Here is an 18,398-nt window from a genome sequence, read left to right on the forward strand (position 1 = left end):
CGGCTGCATTCCGCGCTCGATTACCTGACACCGGAAGAATATGAGGCGAAGCTGCCAATGCGGGCGGGGCTCGCCCCGCCCGCATTGGCCACACTGTGATCTGTTTCCGATTTCCCTGTCTCAACCAAAGGGTGCACTTCAATACTCGGGAACGTTTCCCCCGTCGCACGGTGGATGCTGAAACAAGTTCGGCATGACGGTGGGATGGGGGGCATGTCATTCAACCGGAAGGTTGACTATCTGGTCCTGTATCTTGATATTAAACCATATGGTTGAACGACTCGACGAAACCTTCGCGGCGCTGGCCGACCCGACCCGCCGGGCGATGCTTGTCAGCCTGTCGGGCGGCGAACGCAGCATCGGCGAACTGGCGGCGCCACATGCGATGAGCTTCGCCGGTGCCTCGAAACATGTCCGCGCGCTCGAGCGCGCCGGGCTGGTCGATCGCCGCAGGGCGGGGCGGCAGATATTGTGCCGGCTCAAGGCCGAGCCGATGCGCGAGGCGCAGACCTGGCTGCGCCAGTGGGAGCATTTCTGGAACGCCCGTCTCGATATCCTCGAAAATCTGCTCAAGGCCGAACAGGAGAAACCCGAATGAAGCTCGCGCTCACCAGCATCATGGTCACCGATCAGCAGAAGGCCGTCGATTTCTATACCGGGACGCTCGGCTTCGTCGTGAAGCAGCGCTTTCCGGCGGGGCCCTATGAATGGATCTCGATGGTCGCGCCCGATGGGCCGGCCGATGTCGAACTCTCGATCGAACCGGCGGTGCAGGACTGGGCGATCGCCTTTCGCCAGGGCTGTTACGACAAGGGCATTCCGGCCATCGCCTTCCAGTCGCTCGACATCGCGGCGGAATATGCACGGCTGCTCGCGCGCGGCGTCGCGTTCACGGGACCGCCGGTGTTGCATCCGGGGATGCCGACGATGGCGCAATTCGACGATGGCGTCGGCAACTGGGTCCAGCTCTACGAGTTGCCGGCATGACCGGCCCGATCATCCTGACCGTCACCCGCGACTTCGATGTGGTACCCGAGGCGCTGTTCGATGCCTGGCTCGATCCGGCGATCGCCGGAAAATTCCTGTTCGCGACCCCCGATGGCGCGATGCGGACGGTCGAGATCGACGCGCGGGTCGGCGGTCGCGCGCTGATCGTCGAGCGCCGCGCGGCCGGCGATGCGCAACATCATCTCCTCTATGAGGCGATCGATCGTCCGCACCGGCTCATCTTCCTGTTCCGCGCCGATCCGGCCGGGGAGGGCGAATGGACCCGGGTGACGATCGCGATCGCCGCGAAAGGCGAAGGGGCCACCCTGACCCTCACCCATGACATGGATCCGGCCTGGGCCGCCTATGAAGAACCCACCCGCCAGGGCTGGACAATGATCCTCGCCAGCCTCGCCGCCGCCATGGAGAGCGTGACATGATCGCCATCGAACCGCTTGCCCCCGATACGATCCGGATCGAACGGCTGCTCGACGCACCGGTCGAGACGGTGTGGCGCTATCTCACCGAATCCGATCTGCGCGCGCGCTGGTTTGCCGGCGGCGAAGTCGAACAGCGTGAGGGCGGCGCGGTCGAACTGATCTTCGACCATGACAATCTGTCCGAGGACGACGTCCCCTATCCCGAGAAATATCGGGCCGGCAAAGGCGCGCGTGCCGCCGAGCGGGTGACGCAGATCGATCCGCCGCGTCTGCTCGCGTTCAGCTGGGACGGGGGCAAGGAAGGCGAGGCACGGTTCGAACTGTTCGCCGAAGGCGACAGGACCCGGCTCGTGCTGACCCATAAAGGGATTTCGGGCCCGGCCGGCATGGCCAATTTCGGCGGAGGCTGGCATTCGCATCTCGCGGTGCTGCAGGCCCGATTGGCGGGCGGTGGGGTACGCGACTTCTGGGCGCTCCATGCCCAGTCCGAGGCGGCGGTCCGCGCGATACTGGATCGCGCGGACTGATCCCGCGGGATCAGACCGCGTAGAGGCGTCGGGATCCACCACCGATGTCGTCGGGGAGCGCGCGCCCGATGAAATCGATCATGATCCGGGTCGATCGGATCGCGATCTGCAGTACATTCTCCATCGGGCGGTCGGGCCGTTCCGGCGCCGCGCCGGCTTCGAGCAGGTCGAGCAGGCGGCGTTCGTCGCCGGACAAGGTGCGGGCTCTGGCCGGCCCCGCACGGAAGGCGCGCTCCATCGACGCCTCGAACAGGGTGATGAGGCTGTCGAGGACCGGGGCGAGCGCGCCGAAGCCATAAGGCGCAAGGCCGGCGAACAGCGCCGCCTGCGCCGGCTCGCCGGCGTCATGCGCGCTTCGCCAGCGGCGCATCGCGAAGATCAGGATGCGACGCGTCCGGCGGCGCGCCGTGAGCAGGATTGTGGCCATGCGAGCTCCTTTCGTTCGCCCTGTGCGGCCCAGATGGCGAGCCGGCAGGGCGATCGGAAGGATCGCGCCGTTCGTTTCGGCGCATTTCCAAACGCTTCGTCGAATAGGCCGGTATCAGCCCGTGCGGCGCTTGAGCAAATCGATCGAGGATGCGTCAGCATCTTCGAGATCGCGTATCAGAGCTCCAGCGGTTCGCCCGGTACGATCGCGATCGTCGCGATCACGTCGCTTGCCGCGAGCGCCCGGTAGAGATGGGGGAAGAGCATGCCGCCACGCGACGCCTCCCATTTCACGTCGGGTGCGACCCGATCGGGATCGATGCGGAGCAGCACCAGCCCTTCGACCCCGGCGAAATGGGCGGCGAGGGTGCCCGCGACCTGATCGGCGGTCGACATATGGATGAAGCCATCGGCGCGATCGAGCGCGCTGCCTTCGAAGAGGCCGTCGCGGACGAAGCCGGCCTGGTCGTCGGCGGTCATGATTCGGTAGATGCTGGTCATCGCCTCCGCTTGCCACCGGGCGTGCGATGGCGGAAGGGGCATCGATGGCGGTCGACTCCCCCTGCACCAAGATCTGCGCGATCGATCCGGCCTCGGGACTGTGCCGCGGCTGCCTGCGCAATCTCGACGAGATCGCGCGCTGGGGGGCCGCCGACGACCGCTGGCGGCGCGGGGTGCTCGACCGGCTGCCATCGCGGCGCGGGCTGGTCAGGCCAGACTGATCGCCGGCTTGCCACGCTCGACGGTCGCGACGGTGCGCGTCGAGATCGTGCCGCCGGGGGTGTCGATCTGGTCGACGACGCGAAAATGGGTGGACCAGCTATCCGCGCGGACCTCGGCGATCGCATAGCCGCGGCGGTAATTGCAGAATTTGAGGAAGGGGTTGTCGGCCATCACCCGGTCGGCGCCATATTTCATCTCGCCGCCGCTGCCGTCCGAACTGATCGAGGTGGCGACGAACTCGACCGCGACCGCTTCGCCGCGACCGGCGTCGCGGCGCAGTTCGCCGGCGAAATTCTGATGCTCGTCGCCGGTCATCACCACGACATTGCCCAGGCCCGCCATATCGCCGAGCACCCGCTCGCGGGCGGCATCATAGCCGGCCCAGCTGTCCATGTTGAGGATCGGCTTCGGCCCGTCGTCATTGGGGCGCCGCCGGTCGAGCGGCATCATCATCACCTGCTGGGCGACGAAGTTCCAGCGGGCGCCGCCGCGCAATCCCTTGGCGAGCCATTGCTCCTGCGCGCTGCCGAGCACCTGGGCGCCGGGTGCGGCGGTCTCGGGGCAGGCCGGGTTGAAGTCGCCCCCGCACGGGATCGGGCTGCGAAACTGGCGGGTGTCGAGGAAATGGGCGTCGAGCAGGTTGCCGAGCCGGCGGCGGCGATAGATCTGCATCCCGCCCTGTGCGGGCATTGAACTGCGGCGCAGCGGCATATTCTCATAATAGGCCTGGTAGGCGGCGGCGCGGCGCTGGGCGAAAATCTCGGGCGGGACATGGGCCGGGGTATCGAGCCCGGTATAATTGTTGACGACTTCATGATCGTCGAAGGTGACGAACCACGGCGCGGCAGCGTGGGCGAGCTGGAGGTCGGGATCGGTCTTGTACTGGGCATAACGGCGTCGATAATCGTCGAGGCTATAGGGCTCGTCGCCGGCATGGGTCCGAACCTGGCCGCGGGCGATCCCATCCTGGTTCATCCGCACCGACTGGGCTTTGCCCTCATAGATATAGTCGCCATAATGCCAGACGAAGGCGACATCCTCGTCGGCGAGATGGCGATAGGCGGTGTAGAGCCCGTCCTCGTAATTCTGGCAGCCGGCGACCCCGAAGCGGATATGGTCGAGCGGCGCGCCCTCGCGCGGCAGGGTGCGGCTGCGCCCGAGCACGCTCTTCTCGCTGCCGATGAAGAAGCGGTACCAATAAGGCCGGTCGGGCTCGAGCCCGTCGAGTTCGACGTGGATCGCATGGCCGAGTTCGGGCCAGGCGGTGGCGGTGCCCTTGCGGACCACCGTCTTGCGCAGCGGATCGTCATAGACGAACCAGTCGACCGCGATCGGCTTCATCGGCACCCCGCCATGCTCGGCGAGCGGATCGGGCGCGATCCGCGTCCAGATCACGAAGCCGTCGGACGACGGATCGCCCGAGGCGATGCCGAGCCGGAACGGATAGGCGGCGAACACCTGCTGCGCGCGCAGGATGGCGGGGGCGGCGAGCAGGGCGGTGCCGGCGCCGATCAGGCTGCGCCTCGAGATCATGGTCGTCATCCGATCCTCCTGACGGGATTAGGTTGCGGTCCTATGACGCCGCCGCACGCTTCGCTCTTACGAGCCCCAGCCAGCGTGCCAAGCCTGGAATTCGGCGAAAAACCGCATGCTCGGCGACCAGGATCGCGACCAGGGTCGCGCCGAACATCGGAAACAGGATCGCCAGCATGGCGATAGCCGCGACCAGCAGCGGGCCGAAGCGCGGTCGGCCGAGCGGGATCGGCGCGCCGAGCAGGCCGGCCGGGCGCCGCCGCCACCACAGCACCGCGCCCGATGACGCGAGCAGGACGAGGCCGGCGGCGGTCAGCGTGCCGAGCAGCTGGTTGGCTAGGCCGAACAGCGCACCTTCATGGACGGCGATGCCATAGCCGACCGCGCGATCGATCCAGTGGCGGTCGGCGAAATCCTTGCTGCTCAGGATCGTGCCGCTCGCGCCATCGACCTTGAGGGTGACGCGCAGTGGGCGGTCGGCGGCATCGGACCTGGCGGTCCAGAGCCCGTCGGGTGCCGATGGCGGGGCGATCTGCACGGGCGCGGCGAGGCCGAGCGGGGCGACGTTCGGTACGATGCGGTCGAGCGCGGCGAAGTCGGCCGGGGCGTGGGACATGGCCATATGGTGCCCGCCATGACCCTCGTGCGTGCCGCCGGTCGTCCAGTCCTGCGGGCCGTCGACGGCGCCGGTGATCGCCCGCACCTCCTTCAGATAGCTGCCCCAGCCATTGGCCCAGGGGAGGCCGGTCAGGATGAGAAGCAATGCGAGGATGCTTATCCAAATCCCTGTAACAGCGTGGATATCACGCCAGAAGGCCCGGCCGCCCCGGCCGAGCCGCGGCCATATCACCCCAGCGAGACCGGTCGCACCGCGCGGCCACCATAGGTAGACGCCGGTCAGGATCATGACGATCGCCCAGCATGCCGCGGTCTCGACGATCCAGCTGCCGGGATCGCCGATCAGCAGTTCGCCATGGAGGCGGAACACCAGCCGCATCAGCCGGTCCTCTTCGGACACGGTCTTGAGAATGGCGCGCGTCTGCGGATGGACATAGACACGGACATCGCCGCCGCCGGTGCCGACGAGCAGTTGCACCGCCTGGTCGGTAGTATCGGGAAGCTGATATTGCTTGAGCGTCGATCCGGGCATCGCGGCGACCGCCGCCGAGGCGATCGATGCGGCGTCGGCGCGCGGGCCGACCTTCATCGCAACATGCGCATAAGGTCGGTCGATCAGGGCCTCTATCTGCGGTTTCCACAGATAGAGGGTGCCGGTGAGCGCGAGCCAGATCACGAACGGTATGCAGAGCATCCCGGCATAGAAATGCCAGCGCCACACCGCATTGTACCAGCGGGCTCCGGGCCGGACGACGCTCATAGCGACCACCCCGCTTCGACCAGGAAGGTGCGCTGCGGATAAGGGTGGAACACCCAGGCCTTGTCGTTGGTGAGGTTGTTCACCCCGGCCGACAGCCGCAGGCCGTCGCCGAGCCGCCAGTTGAGCTTCGCGTCGAGCGAGAAGAGTTCGGACGTATAGCCATAGGTGTCGCCGCGCTGGAGCCCGTCGAGGTCGGAATTGGGCCGCGAGGCGTAGCGTATGCCGAGCACCCCCTGCAATTTCGGGGTGATTGCGTAGCGCAGATTGCCGCCGAGCCGCCATCGCGGGATGCGCGGGAATTGCACCCCTTCCGAGGCCGGGTCGGCGCGGTTGCGCGCGGTGATCGCGTCGATCCAGGCGGCATTGGCGTCGAGGTTCAGCCCGTCGACCGGCCAGTCCTTCGTCTCGGCGATCAGTTCCACCCCATATTGGCGGGTGCGGTCGATATTTTTGAAGGTCGAGGTCGACACGCCGTTCTGGTTGAAGCCGACATAGGAGAAGATCGCGTTGCGGACGCGCTGCCAGAACAGGCTGCCGGTCAGCGTCACCGGCCCGAGCTCATGCCGCAGCAGCAGATTGGCGTCGCGGCTATGTTCGGCCTTAAGATCGGGATCGAAGCTGTTGATATTGAATGATCCATCGCCGTTGAGTGAGCCCTGAAACAGCTCGCCGACCGTCGGAAAACGGGTCGCGGTCGCGAGACTCAGTTCGGCCGCCCAGTCGGATGCGATCGTCCATTTGGCCGAGAGCTTGGGGCTGAACGCGCTGTCGTGGCGGGCGGGATAGGCGAGGGTGGTGGCGAGACCGATCAGCCCGCCGCCGAAGGCGCGCCAATCGTCATGGCGCAGGCCCGCGGTGAGGCTGATCGCATCACCCAGCCCGATCTCGTCCTCGGCGAACAGGCCGACAAGGCGGGTGCGCCCGAAGGTCCGCGTCCGCAGCGTCCGGCCCGAAGCGGCGCGCCAGTCGGTCGTGCCGAACACCGTCTGGTCGGTGTCGTAGCGGTTGGCGTTGACCCCGAAGGCGAGCGCATGGCGGCCGACCGACCGGGTTGCCATCAGGTCGGCGGTGTACCAGCCGGTCGGTCCCTGCCGGGTGAGCTGACCGGCGCCGTTGGCGAGGCCCGCGGCATAGCCGTTCGACCGGCGCGCATCCTGACGATCGAAGCGCAAGGTCGACAGGTTGGCGGTCAGATCGAACCCGGCGAGGGGTGCTGCGATCTTCACGCCGCCGAGCCACTCGTCCTTGTCGGCGATGCCGAGGTTGAAATTGCTCGCCGGGTTGAGCGTATAGACGGTGCCGTTCAGGCTGACCCGGCCGCCGTTGGCGGTCGATCCGTAGAAGGGGTTGCCGGCGGCGTCGCGCAGATAGCTGACCGGGTGGAGAGTCTTCTCGACGTTCCACCAATAGGTGAACAGCCCCTCGACATGGATGTCGCCGCTGTCGAAGCGCAATTGGGTGCGCAACTGGTCCTGGCGCGTGTCGACCCGCGCATAGTCCCCCGCCACCGGGGTGCGGGTGATCAGCGCGGGATCGATCACGCCGCCGCTGACCGGAGTCGCCGCGCCGGTGCCGCCGGCGACGAGCTGGTAATACTGCATCGGCTGCCCGTCATTGCGCAGCCGCCGGGCCGACACCCGGATCGAGAAGGGGCCGTCCTGCTGCTTGAGCGCGAAGCCGGCCTCGGCGGATCCCCCGAAGAAGCTGTCATGGGTGCCATATTGGCGATAGGGCTGGACGAAGCCCTGCACCGTGCCGAACGCCTCGGTCCGTCCGGGCGCGCGGGTGGTGATGTTGACGATCCCGCCCATCGAATTGCCCGGATAGCGCGCCGAATAGGGGCCATAGACGATATCGAACTGACTGACCTCGGATGGGCTCACCACCCCCCAGGCGGGCGGGAAAGCGAAGCTGTTGCCGAGGAAGTTGGAAACGACGAAGCCGTCGACCATCACCAGCGACCGCGCGCTCTGGCTGCTATGGGTGCCGCGAAAGCCGGGGACGGCGTTGTTGTCGCCGATATAGCGGGTGCGCACGAAGAAATCGGGCGCATATTTGATCAGATCCTCGACATTGAAGGCGTTGACCCCGGCGAACTGCTCCTGGCCTAGGCTGACCGAGAGGCCGCGCGGCTCGACGCTGATCGGGGCGCCGGTCTGGCCGACGACCAGGATGGCATCGTCGGCGGGCAGATCTTCGGCGAGGGCGGGCGACGGCAACAGCAATAGCAACGGCAATGGGGCCGCAAGCGCGCGGCGGCAGGCGATGGACATGATAGACCCCTGTTGAACGGACATGGGGCGCCGCGGGCGGATGCCCGGACGCTCAGCCGATCAGGGGCGGACCTCGCAGCGGTGGACGGACCTGCGCGGTCCCGCGCGGCAGTCGCAGCGCCACCGGCAACAGGCCGGTGGCAAGGATGAAGGCAATCGCGATCGCCAGCAGGAACGGATCGACCGCGGCCAGCGCACCGCCACCCAGCCCGGCAAAGGCGCAGGGGCTGTCGGCCTGGCTCTTGCCCTGTCCGTCATCGCGATGCCCGGTGCCGGGCAGGGCGATGGTGATCGTCTTGCCGGTAACGCCGCTGCACAGTTCGACGGTGAGGCCGGTCGCCGATGCGCTGGTCATATAACCGGCGGGAACCAGCGCGCGCACCGCGATCGCCAGCACCGCGATCAGGATCGCAAGCGCCGCATGGTGGCGGAAGAAGGCGCGCAGGCCGGTCATCGGCAGGCGGATTATCCCGCGTGCCATCGCGTGTCATGTATTTTCCACGCGCCAGCAAGATCAAAGCGGTGCAGCCTGTCCCAGGGGCAGGACGAGACGCCGATCAGGATCGATTCGCGTTCGGTACGTGGCTCCGCTTTTCTGGGGAGAAAGCCATGAAGCGCCTATCGATCTTGAGCTGTCTTGCTGCGGCGCCCTTGTTCCTGGCCTTCGCCGGTCAGGCCGCGCCGCTGACCGCCAATTTCAACAACAAGATTTCGGTCAACCTGACCGATGCCGAAAAGCAGGCGGCGCTGAAGAATGCCGGTGTGGTGGTCGGCAAGATTCCGCCGCCCAAGTTCAGTCTTAACATGATCACCCCGGGCAACCCGTTCGCCTATCTCTATTTCTACACGCCGATCGAATATAGCGCCGATCCGGTCGATCCCAGGGTCGGGATGTACGGCGGCGACGAGCCGCCCGAGATCGAGGTGCATTGGCAGGCGACGGCGGGGACCACCTATCTGATCGACTGCAAGGTGATGGTGAGCGTCGCCGACGGTGCGAACGCGGTGACCGTCGACATCAAGACGCCGATGCCGATCTCGAAGGGGCATCTGCTGCTCGTACGCAAGGCGGAGGCATCCGCTCCCGCGGCGAAATATTTCGTAAGGCTGCAGCCGATACCGGGGAAGGAACTGATCTTCCGGGGCTGCGATATCACCGCATTGTAGAGGCGTGGCGATCCGGGAGAGCCAGGGCGGCTCTCCCGGATCGAGGATCAGAAGCTTACCCGCGTGGTGATCCGGAAGTCGCGGCCCGACAGCGGCGCGAAATCCTTCAGATAGCTCGCGGCGCGGCGGGCGTTGACGTCGAAGATGTTGTTCGCCGACAGCACCACCGTGGTCGCCGCATTGTCGGGCAGCGGATGGATCGTCAGCGAGGCGTTGACCATGGTGAAGCCGTCGGTCGGGGTCTCGAAATCGGCGATCCGCTTCTGCTTGTCGGACCACTCGACCTCGACCCGGCCGCCGATCCGGTCGCTGTTCGCCTCGAGCCCGCCGAGCAGGCGGAGCGGCGGGATGCGCGGGGCGGGGCCGTTGCCGACGATATTGGCATGGACATAGTCGCCGAGCGCGTCGGCCTTGATCGTGTAGCTGCCGATCGTCGCCAGTTCGAGGCTGCCTTCGGCCTCGATCCCGTAATAGCGCGCCTTGGCCTGGTTGAACTGATAGACCGGCAGCCCGTCCTCGACCGCGCCGGTCTGGGTGTCGTAGATGAAATTGTCGAACCAGTTGTGGTAGATCGAGGCGTCGAAGGTGAAGCCCGGTCCCTTGCCATGGAGGACGGCCTCGACCCCGTTCGACCGTTCGGTCTTGAAGCCGGGGCCGCCGATCTCATAGGCCTCGGTGCCGGCATGCGGGCCGTTGGCGAACAGCTCCTCGGCCGCCGGCGCGCGCACGGTGTGGAGCAGGTTCGCGCCGATCCGCCAATTGTCGTTGAGGCCGTAGGACGCGCCGATCGAACCCGACAGCGTGTCGAAGCTACGGCTGCCGTTGAAGAATTGCGTCTGGCGCTCGAGCGGAAGCGCCTTGACCAGAGTATGCTCGTAGCGCGCGCCGCCCTCGATCTTGAGCCTGCCATAATCGAGCTGCTGGAGGGTGAAGATGCCGATCTGGTCGGTCGAGTTCTTGGGCAGGAAGGCCTCGTCGCCGACGACGTTGAAGTCGCGTGCGAACAGCTGCGCGCCGATCACGCCCTTCCAGGCGCCGCGATCGGTCTGGACCGCCTCGGCGCGGGCTTCATAACCATTATTGTAGAAGGCGGTGCCGATCGACCCGTCTTCGCCAAGTTCGTAATGGCGGTAATGGGCGAAGGCCGACCGCACCCGGATCGTCTGGAACAGCCCGCCACCGGTGTTGATCTCGCCGCGGAAATCGAGCCGGTTCTGGACGATGTCGAGACGCGGTGCCTCCTGGCCTTCGCCCGGCAGCGTCGCATAGCGGATCGGCACCCCATACAGGCTGTCATAATGGCTGTAGGACAGGCCGAAATTGCCGGTTTCGGTGATATAGGCGGCGCCGACGCCGGCGGTCCAGGTCTTGCCGGCGCTGTTGGGCAGCTTGCCCTTGATCGCGGCATTGCCGGCGAAGTCGATCGGATTGTCGGGATCGACCGGCAGGCGTGCGCTGGCCAGAGCCTCGGCGCGCTTTTCGGGGGTCAGCGCATAGCCGCCGATGTCGAGATCGCCGGTCTTGAGATAGGTGCCGTCGACATGGAGGACGAGCTTCGACGTCACCGGCACGTCGAGCGCGCCGCCGAGCGAGCGTTCGTTCGAGGCCGTGCCATAGCCCCCGGTCATGTCGAGATGAAAAGCCTCGTCGGGGACCGAGCGGGGGATGCGCTTATCGATGACATTGACGACGCCGCCGATCGCGGCCGATCCGTAAAGGAGCGATTCCGGTCCGCGCAGCACCTCGATCCGATCGGCGAGCAGCGGATTGACGACCACCGCATGGTCGACGCTGGTGTTCGACACGTCGACCGATCCGATCCCGTCGGTGAGCACGCGGACACGCTCGCCCTGCAGGCCGCGCAGGATCGGCCGCGAGGCATTGGGACCGAACGAGGTCGCCGAGACGCCGGCGGTATGGGAGAGGGTCTCGCCCAGGGTCGGGCGGACCGCCTCGGTCAGCGCGGCGCCGGCGAGCACCGAGGTGCCCGACAGCACGTCCATGCGGTCGCGGTGGATCGGTGCGCTGACGATGATCTCGCCGCCGGGCTGGGCGTGGTAGTCGGCGTCAGTGCCGGCGGGGGCGTCTTCGGCGGCCGAGGCCGGCTGGAGCGCGGCGACCGCCGCCGCGAGCGAGATGGTGGCGGACAAACGAGCGATTGATGTCATGCTATATCATTCCTGACCCTGAACCCGACGGGGTTTAGCGGCCATGTAATGTTATATCAATCGATAATGTTGCGATGCAACGACGAAGCGTCACGGGGCTGCGATCACCCGTGACGCTTCGGCGATCAGCTGCGCGCGAACAGATAGCCGAGCGGCGGCACCAGCACGTCGGTCTCGTCGAGCCCGGCGAAGCTGCTCGAGGTCGGGTCGCGGACGAAGGGAGGCAGATCGGCGGGAATCTTCCACCGCATCGAGCGTCGCGACAGGTTGAACACGCACAGCATCTTGTGCGCCTTGAAGCTGCGCACGATCACCAGCAGGTCCTTGGGGGCGTCGGGGAAGACCAGGTCGCCCCGCATCAGTTCGGGATGGCGATGCCTGAAACGGATCGCGCGGCGATAATGCGACAATATCGAGTCATGATTGCCGTCCTGGGTGTCGACCGCGATCGCGCGGTGCATGTCGGGAATCGGCAGCCAGGGCTTGGCGGTGGTGAACCCGGCCTGGAATTCGGTGGAGCCCCACGGCATCGGCGTGCGGCAGCCGTCGCGGCCCTTGAAGGCGGGCCAGAAGCGGATGCCGTAAGGATCGCGCAGATCCTCGAAGGCGATGTCCGCCTCGCTGAGGCCGAGTTCCTCGCCCTGATAGAGGCAGATCGTGCCGCGCAGCGCGACCAGGATCAGGATCGCCAGCCGGGCGATGACGAGGGCGTTGTCACCGCGCCTGGTGAAGCGGGTGACGTGGCGCATCACGTCATGGTTGGAAAAGGCCCAGCAGACCCAGCCGTCGGCGGCGGCTTCCTCGAACTTGCTCACGGTCTTGCGGAAATGGTCGCCCGAAAATTCGGATCCGAACAGATCGAAGGTGTAGCAGAAATGGAGCGCGTCGCCGCCCGACGTGTAGAGTCCGACCGTCGTCGGCGAGCGGTCGCCATCGCCGACCTCGCCGACCGCGACGGTGCCCGGATAATCGCCGAGCAGCGCGCGGAAACGCTTGAGGAAACCGATATTTTCGGGCTGGGTCTTGTCGTAGAGATGGTCCTGGAAGCCGTAGGGGTTGCTCTGCTGGATGTCGTGCGCGGCCGACATCGGCGCCGGCGGATTGTCGCGCAGCTGAGCGTCGTGGAAATAATGGTTGCACGCGTCGAGCCGGAAGCCGTCGACCCCGCGATCGAGCCAGAAGCGCGCTTCGTCGAGCAACGCCTGCTGGACGTCGGGATTGTGGAAGTTGAAATCGGGCTGCGACGTCAGGAAACTGTGCATATAATATTGCATGCGGGTGCCGTCCCATTCCCAGGCTGGCCCGCCGAAGATCGACAGCCAGTTGTTGGGGGCGGTGCCGTCGGGCTTGGGATCGGCCCAGACATACCAATCGGCCTTGGGATTGGTCCGGTCGGCGCGGCTCTCCTTGAACCACTCATGCTGGTCGGAACTGTGGCTGAGCACCAGATCGATGATGACCTTCATCCCGAGCTTGTGCGCGCGATCGAGCAGTTCGTCGAAATCGGCGAGGGTGCCGAACATCGGATCGACGTCGCGATAGTCGGATACGTCATAGCCCATGTCGGCCATCGGCGATTTGAAGAAGGGCGACACCCAGATCGCGTCGGTGCCGAGCGACTTGATGTGCTGGAGCCGGCGGGTGATGCCGGGCAGATCGCCGATGCCGTCGCTGTTCGTATCCTGATAGGATCGTGGATAGACCTGATAGAGGACGGCGCCCCGCCACCAGTCGACATCACCGGCCATCAATATCCTCCTCGATCAGGAAAGCGACGCTGCGCGGGCCGATCTGCATCGCCGTGCCGTCGAGCGGGCGCCAGCGGCACCCCTCGCGAACCGGTGGGGACAGATCGACCGTCGCCTGCGTGCGGTTGAAAGCGATCGCCACGCGGGCCGGCTGCTCGGGCAGATGGAGCAGCATCATCAGCAGCGCGGCATGGGGCTCGTGCCAGTCGTCATGGCTGAACTCGGCGCCGTCGAGCCGCAGCCAGTCGACATCGGCGGGGCCAAGCAACTGCGGGTCGGCGATCGCGCGATGCGCGGCGCGGATCGCCGACAGCCGCGCGACATGCGCCTCGATCTCGCGGTCGCGGCCGGTCCAGTCGAGCCAGGTGATCTCGTTGTCCTGCGCATAGGCATTGTTGTTGCCGCGCTGGGTCCGGCCGAACTCGTCGCCCGCGGTCAGCATGATCGCCCCGCGCGAGGCGAACAGCGTCGATAGCAGCGCCTTGACGTCGCGCCGGCGCGCCTCGGTGATCGCGGGGTCGTCGGTCGGCCCCTCGGCGCCGTTGTTCCAGGAGATATTGTCGTTGTGGCCGTCGCGATTCTGCTCGCCGTTCGCGACATTATGCTTGTGATGATAGGCGACCAGATCGGCGAGGCTGAACCCGTCATGGGCCGCGACGAAATTGACCGATCGGCTGCGGGTGCGGCCATGATGGCCGAAAATGTCCGACGATCCGGCGAGCCGGGTGGCGAGATCGCCGATGCTGTAGGGATCGCCGCGCCAGAAACGGCGGATATCGTCGCGGTAGCGGTCGTTCCATTCGAGGAAATCGTCGGCGAAATTGCCAAGCTGATAGCCGCCCGGGCCGATGTCCCAGGGCTCGGCGATCAGCAGCCGGTCGGCGAGCAGCGGATCGCGTGCGAGTTCGCGAAACAACGTCGCGCGCGGATCGAAGCCATGGGTGTCGCGGCCGAGGATCGGCGCGAGATCGAAGCGGAAACCGTCGACCCCGGCGTGGCTTACGAAATGGCGCAGCGTGTCGAGGATCAGCCGGCGGGTGGCGGGGTGGGCGCAGTCGAGGGTGTTGCCGGTGCCGCTCTCATTGGCGAGTTCGGCCGAATCGTCGAGCGTGCGGAAATAGGCATGGCTGTCGATCCCGCGCAGCGACAGCGTCGGACCGAGCCGGTCGCTCTCCCCGCTATGGTTGAAGACGACGTCGAGGATCACCCCGATCCCCTCGGTATGGAGCGTCTCGACGGTGGCGCGCAGTTCGGCGATCCCGCCGGGTGCGAGCCGAGGGTCGAGCGCCATGAAGCTGACCGGATTATAGCCCCAGGCGTTGACGAGGTTGAGCGGCCCGAGATGGCGCTCGTCGATCCAGGCGGCGACCGGCATCAGTTCGATCGCGCCGACCCCGATCGCCTTGAGATGGGCGATGATCGCCGGATGGGCGATCGCGGCGACGGTGCCGCGCTGCTCGGCCGGGATATCGGGGTGGAGCATCGTCAGCCCGCGCACCGATGCCTCGTAGATCAGACCGCCCGGTGCGAAGAGCGGCGGTGCGGGGACGACCGGCGCCGGCAGCGCGGTGACGATCGCCTTGGGCATCAGCAGCGCGGTATCGACATTGTCGTGGCGCGGCGCCGCCAGCCGCGGATCATAGGCATAGGGCCGGTCGATCGCGAGCGCATAAGGGTCCATCAGCAGCTTGGCCGGATCGAACCAGCGGCCGGCGGCGGGATCATAGGGGCCGTCGGTGCGGAAGCCGTAGCGGACCCCCGCCTCGACCCCGGGGATCGTCGCCTGGAAGATGTCGGCCGGCCCGCGCTCGAGCGGCATGCGCGCGAATTCGAGGCCCTGGTCGTCGAACAGCGATACCCAGGCCGCCTCGGCCGTCTCGGACCACAAGGCGAAGTGCACGCCGTCGGGCGTGACCGTTGCGCCGAAATGCTCGGGAGGCGGCAGATTGGCCATCAGGTGACAACGTCGGGCGCGGTGCGGCCGGTGTGGCGGGCGATGCCGGCGATCGGCTCGACCGCCGCGACCAGATCGGCGATCGCCGCCTGGGTGTCCTTGCCGAGATCGCCGTCGGTGGGTTCGTAACGCTCGATATAGACCCGGATCGTTGCGCCCGAGGTGCCGGTGCCCGACAGCCGGAACACGATCCGCGATCCGCCGACGAACAGGATGCGGATGCCCTGCGCCTTGCTGGTCGATCCGTCGACCGGATCGAGATAGGCGAAATCGTCGGCGGCCTCGACGAGGAGATCGCCGAAGGCCTCACCGGGCAGGGTCGCGAGCTTGCTGCGCAATTCGCCCATCAGCGCGTCGGCGGCGGCGCTGTCGACGCCTTCATAATCGTAGCGTGCATAATAATTCCGCCCGAACCGCGCCCAATGTTCGGTGGCGATCGCCTGGACGCTGTCGCGCCGTACCGCGAGGATGTTGAGCCAGAGCAGCACCGCCCACAGCCCGTCCTTCTCGCGGACATGATCCGAGCCGGTGCCCGCGCTTTCCTCGCCGCAGATCGTCGCCATGCCAGCGTCGAGCAGGTTGCCGAAGAATTTCCACCCCGTCGGGGTTTCGTAGAGCGGAATGCCGAGCGCGGCGGCGACCCGGTCGGCGGCGCCGCTGGTCGGCATCGACCGGGCGATCCCCTTGAGCCCGGCCTTGTAGCCCGGGGCGAGATGCGCATTGGCCGCGAGCATCGCCAGCGAGTCCGACGGGGTCACGAACAGCCCCTTGCCGATGATCAGGTTGCGGTCGCCGTCGCCGTCCGATGCCGCGCCGAAATCAGGGGCCTCGGCGCCCATCAGCTCGTCGTAGAGCGCCTTGGCGTGGACCAGATTGGGGTCGGGATGGTGGTGGCCGAAATCGGGCAGGGGGGTGCCGTTGCGCACCGTTCCCGCCGGAGCGCCGAGCCGCTTTTCGAGGATCTCGTGGGCATAGGGGCCGGTCACCGCGCTCATCGCGTCGAAGGCGATCCGGAAGCCCGATCCGATCAGCGCGCGGATCGCGTCGAAATCGAACAATTGCTCCATCAGCGCGGCATAATCGGCGACCGGATCGATGATCCGTACGATCGCATCGCCGACCGGGGTATCGCCGTCGCTGTCGAGATCGACGTCGGGGGTGTCGAGGGTCAGATAGCGGGCGATCGTCTTCGATTTTTCGAAGATCGCATCGGTGATCTTCTCGGGGGCCGGGCCGCCATTGGCGATGTTATACTTGATCCCGAAATCCTCGGTCGGCCCGCCGGGATTATGGCTCGCCGACAGCACGATCCCGCCGAACGCACCATAGCTGCGGATCACATGGCTCGCCGCCGGAGTCGACAAGATGCCGCCGCGCCCGACCAGGATCGTGCCGAAGCCGTTCGCCGCCGCCATCCGCACGACGATCTGGATCGCCTCGCGATTATAGTAGCGGCCGTCGCCGCCGACGACGAGCGTCTTGCCCGCGAAGCCGTCGAGCGAGTCGAAGATCGACTGGACGAAATTCTCGAGATAGCCCGGCTGCTGGAAGACCGGCACCTTCTTGCGCAGGCCCGAGGTACCGGGCTTCTGGTCGGCAAAGGGCGTGGTGGTACGGCTGATCGTCACGCTTCGATTTCCCCCGTGAACAGCGATCGATAAAGTTCGGCATAGCGGCGGCTGCTGCGATTCCACGAAAAATCCGCGGACATCCCGGCTTTTTGCATAGCCTGCCATGCACTGCGTTCGGCGTACAAGGCGAAGGCGCGGGCGATGGCGGCCTTCAGCGCGTCGCCCGAGCCGGGTTCGTGGACGATGCCGGTCGCGACGCCGGCCGCGACCGCCGCCTCGTTGGCGTCGATCAGCGTGTCGGCGAGGCCGCCGGTGCGGGCGACGATCGGGACATTGCCGTAGCGCAGGCCATAAAGCTGGGTGAGGCCGCAGGGCTCGAAGCGCGACGGGATCAGGATCGCGTCCGACCCCGCCTGGATCAGATGGGCGAGCGCCTCGTCATAGCCGGTGACCACCCCGATCTGGCCGCGATGACGGTCGGCGGCGGTCAGCAGCCGGTTTTCGAACGCGCCGTCGCCCGATCCGAGCACCACCAATTGTCCGCCGCCGGCGACGATCGCATCGACCGCGTCGATGATCAGGTCGATCCCCTTCTGCCAGGTCAGCCGGCTGACGATCGCGAAGATCGGCCCCTTCGACGGCCGCAGGCCGAACCGCCGGGCGATCGCGACGCGGTTGCGGCGGCGATTGCCGAGTGCGCGGGCCGAGAAACCGCCGGCGAGCGCGGGATCGGTCGCCGGGTCCCATTCGATCGTGTCGATGCCGTTGACGATGCCGTGGACCGATGCCCCGCGCGCGCGCAGCAGCCCGTCGAGGCCCATGCCGAACTCGTGGGTGCGGATCTCGCGGGCATAGGTCGGGCTGACCGTGGTGATGGCATCGGCATATTGGAGGCCGGCCTTGAGATAGCCGACCCCGCCATAATATTCGACGCCGTCGAGCGCGAACGCTTCGGGCGGCAGGCCGAGTTCGGGGAAGATCCGCGCCTCGAACCGCCCCTGGAAGGCGAGATTGTGGATGGTGACCACCACCGGTGTCCGCGGGCGCCGGCCATGGCGGACATAGGCGGCGGTGAGCGCGGCCTGCCAGTCATGGGCGTGGACCAGATCGGCGCTCCACCCCGGGATCGCGCCGGCGGCGATATCGGCGGCCGCCGCCGACAGCGCCGCGAAGCGCCGCCAATTGTCGGGCCAGTCATGCCCGGCGGCATCGCCATAAGGGCCGCCGTCGCGGGCGAACAGGGTCGGGCTGTCGAGCAGCAGCAGGTCGAGCCCGCGCATCTCGGTCGCGAGGATGCGGGCCGGGCCGCCGAACAGGTCGCGATAGCGATGGACGACCTTGGGCTTGGTGAGTTTCTTGAGCACCGAGGGGTAGGCGGGGAGCAGCGATCGCACAGCGACGCCCTGCGCGGCGAGCGCGAGCGGCAGCGCGCCCGCGACGTCGGCGAGCCCGCCGGTCTTGATCAGCGGGTGAAGCTCCGAGGTGACCGAGAGGACGCGCATC

17 protein-coding genes are annotated in these 18,398 nt (G+C 66.9%); 6 read left to right on the plus strand and 11 right to left on the minus strand.

Annotation, left to right across the window (positions count from 1 at the left end; translation table 11 throughout):
- Window positions 1-268: 268 nt before the first annotated feature.
- From AC1RM6_RS26470 to AC1RM6_RS26485, 4 genes are read left to right on the plus strand one after another with little or no spacing between them, the layout of a single operon-like run.
- Window positions 269-598 (plus strand): ArsR/SmtB family transcription factor, encoded by a 330-nt coding sequence (locus AC1RM6_RS26470; protein WP_493106910.1) that lies wholly within the window; start codon window positions 269-271, stop codon window positions 596-598.
- Complete coding sequence (locus tag AC1RM6_RS26475) at window positions 595-987, plus strand: VOC family protein (RefSeq protein WP_493106912.1); 393 nt, start codon at window positions 595-597, stop codon at window positions 985-987. The genes AC1RM6_RS26470 and AC1RM6_RS26475 overlap by 4 nt, the downstream gene beginning before the upstream one ends.
- Window positions 984-1,427, plus strand: coding sequence for an SRPBCC family protein (locus AC1RM6_RS26480; RefSeq protein WP_493106914.1), 444 nt, complete (start codon window positions 984-986; stop codon window positions 1,425-1,427). Before AC1RM6_RS26475 ends, AC1RM6_RS26480 begins: the two co-directional genes overlap by 4 nt.
- Window positions 1,424-1,954 (plus strand): SRPBCC family protein, encoded by a 531-nt coding sequence (locus tag AC1RM6_RS26485; RefSeq protein ID WP_493106916.1) that lies wholly within the window; start codon window positions 1,424-1,426, stop codon window positions 1,952-1,954. Before AC1RM6_RS26480 ends, AC1RM6_RS26485 begins: the two co-directional genes overlap by 4 nt.
- Window positions 1,955-1,964: 10 nt before the next feature.
- On the opposite strand, the gene AC1RM6_RS26490 is transcribed toward AC1RM6_RS26485, so the two are convergent.
- Together AC1RM6_RS26490 and AC1RM6_RS26495 are read right to left on the minus strand one after the other, a co-directional pair.
- Window positions 1,965-2,381 (minus strand): hypothetical protein, encoded by a 417-nt coding sequence (locus AC1RM6_RS26490; RefSeq protein WP_493106918.1) that lies wholly within the window; start codon window positions 2,379-2,381, stop codon window positions 1,965-1,967.
- 176 nt (window positions 2,382-2,557) lie between these two features.
- On the minus strand, window positions 2,558-2,881 hold the full coding sequence (locus AC1RM6_RS26495) for a DUF952 domain-containing protein (RefSeq protein ID WP_493106920.1): 324 nt from the start codon (window positions 2,879-2,881) through the stop codon (window positions 2,558-2,560).
- 44 nt (window positions 2,882-2,925) lie between these two features.
- Here AC1RM6_RS26495 and AC1RM6_RS26500 point away from each other — a divergent pair, with 44 nt between their 5' ends.
- A complete protein-coding gene (locus AC1RM6_RS26500; RefSeq protein ID WP_493106922.1) occupies window positions 2,926-3,102 on the plus strand; it encodes a DUF1289 domain-containing protein in 177 nt (58 codons plus the stop codon).
- On the opposite strand, the gene AC1RM6_RS26505 is transcribed toward AC1RM6_RS26500, so the two are convergent.
- From AC1RM6_RS26505 to AC1RM6_RS26520, 4 genes are read right to left on the minus strand one after another with little or no spacing between them, the layout of a single operon-like run.
- Window positions 3,089-4,645, minus strand: a complete 1,557-nt coding sequence (locus AC1RM6_RS26505) for an alkaline phosphatase D family protein (protein ID WP_493106923.1) — start codon at window positions 4,643-4,645, stop codon at window positions 3,089-3,091. The two genes, AC1RM6_RS26500 and AC1RM6_RS26505, sit on opposite strands and share 14 nt — an antisense overlap.
- 31 nt (window positions 4,646-4,676) lie before the next feature.
- Window positions 4,677-6,014 (minus strand): PepSY-associated TM helix domain-containing protein, encoded by a 1,338-nt coding sequence (locus AC1RM6_RS26510; protein WP_493106924.1) that lies wholly within the window; start codon window positions 6,012-6,014, stop codon window positions 4,677-4,679.
- Window positions 6,011-8,287 (minus strand): TonB-dependent receptor, encoded by a 2,277-nt coding sequence (locus AC1RM6_RS26515; RefSeq protein ID WP_493106926.1) that lies wholly within the window; start codon window positions 8,285-8,287, stop codon window positions 6,011-6,013. The genes AC1RM6_RS26510 and AC1RM6_RS26515 overlap by 4 nt, the downstream gene beginning before the upstream one ends.
- A 52-nt stretch (window positions 8,288-8,339) precedes the next feature.
- The gene (locus tag AC1RM6_RS26520) at window positions 8,340-8,768 is read right to left on the minus strand and encodes a DUF2946 family protein (protein WP_493106928.1); all 429 of its coding nucleotides are present in this window, start codon (window positions 8,766-8,768) and stop codon (window positions 8,340-8,342) included.
- 128 nt (window positions 8,769-8,896) lie between these two features.
- On the opposite strand from AC1RM6_RS26520, the gene AC1RM6_RS26525 reads away from it, so the two are divergent.
- Window positions 8,897-9,454, plus strand: a complete 558-nt coding sequence (locus tag AC1RM6_RS26525) for a hypothetical protein (protein ID WP_493106930.1) — start codon at window positions 8,897-8,899, stop codon at window positions 9,452-9,454.
- 47 nt (window positions 9,455-9,501) lie between these two features.
- Here AC1RM6_RS26525 and AC1RM6_RS26530 read toward each other — a convergent pair whose 3' ends face one another.
- The 5 genes from AC1RM6_RS26530 to glgA all read right to left on the minus strand — a co-directional run bounded on the left by AC1RM6_RS26530 (window position 9,502) and on the right by glgA (window position 18,397).
- Complete coding sequence (locus AC1RM6_RS26530) at window positions 9,502-11,622, minus strand: TonB-dependent receptor domain-containing protein (protein ID WP_493106932.1); 2,121 nt, start codon at window positions 11,620-11,622, stop codon at window positions 9,502-9,504.
- Window positions 11,623-11,747: 125 nt separating this feature from the next.
- Window positions 11,748-13,370, minus strand: coding sequence for a beta-galactosidase BglA (gene bglA / locus AC1RM6_RS26535; RefSeq protein WP_493106934.1), 1,623 nt, complete (start codon window positions 13,368-13,370; stop codon window positions 11,748-11,750).
- Entirely contained in the window at window positions 13,360-15,324 is a 1,965-nt protein-coding gene (gene glgX / locus AC1RM6_RS26540) for a glycogen debranching protein GlgX (protein ID WP_493106936.1), read from the minus strand. Before glgX ends, bglA begins: the two co-directional genes overlap by 11 nt.
- Window positions 15,324-16,946 carry an alpha-D-glucose phosphate-specific phosphoglucomutase gene (locus AC1RM6_RS26545; RefSeq protein ID WP_493107137.1) on the minus strand — a complete coding sequence of 541 codons (1,623 nt, stop codon included), beginning with the start codon at window positions 16,944-16,946 and terminating at the stop codon, window positions 15,324-15,326. The genes glgX and AC1RM6_RS26545 overlap by 1 nt, the downstream gene beginning before the upstream one ends.
- 2 nt (window positions 16,947-16,948) lie before the next feature.
- Entirely contained in the window at window positions 16,949-18,397 is a 1,449-nt protein-coding gene (glgA, locus tag AC1RM6_RS26550; protein WP_493106938.1) for a glycogen synthase GlgA, read from the minus strand.
- Between the last annotated feature and the right edge of the window lies 1 nt (window position 18,398).

Source organism: Rhizorhabdus sp. GW822-FHT03C02 (genome assembly GCF_058801765.1).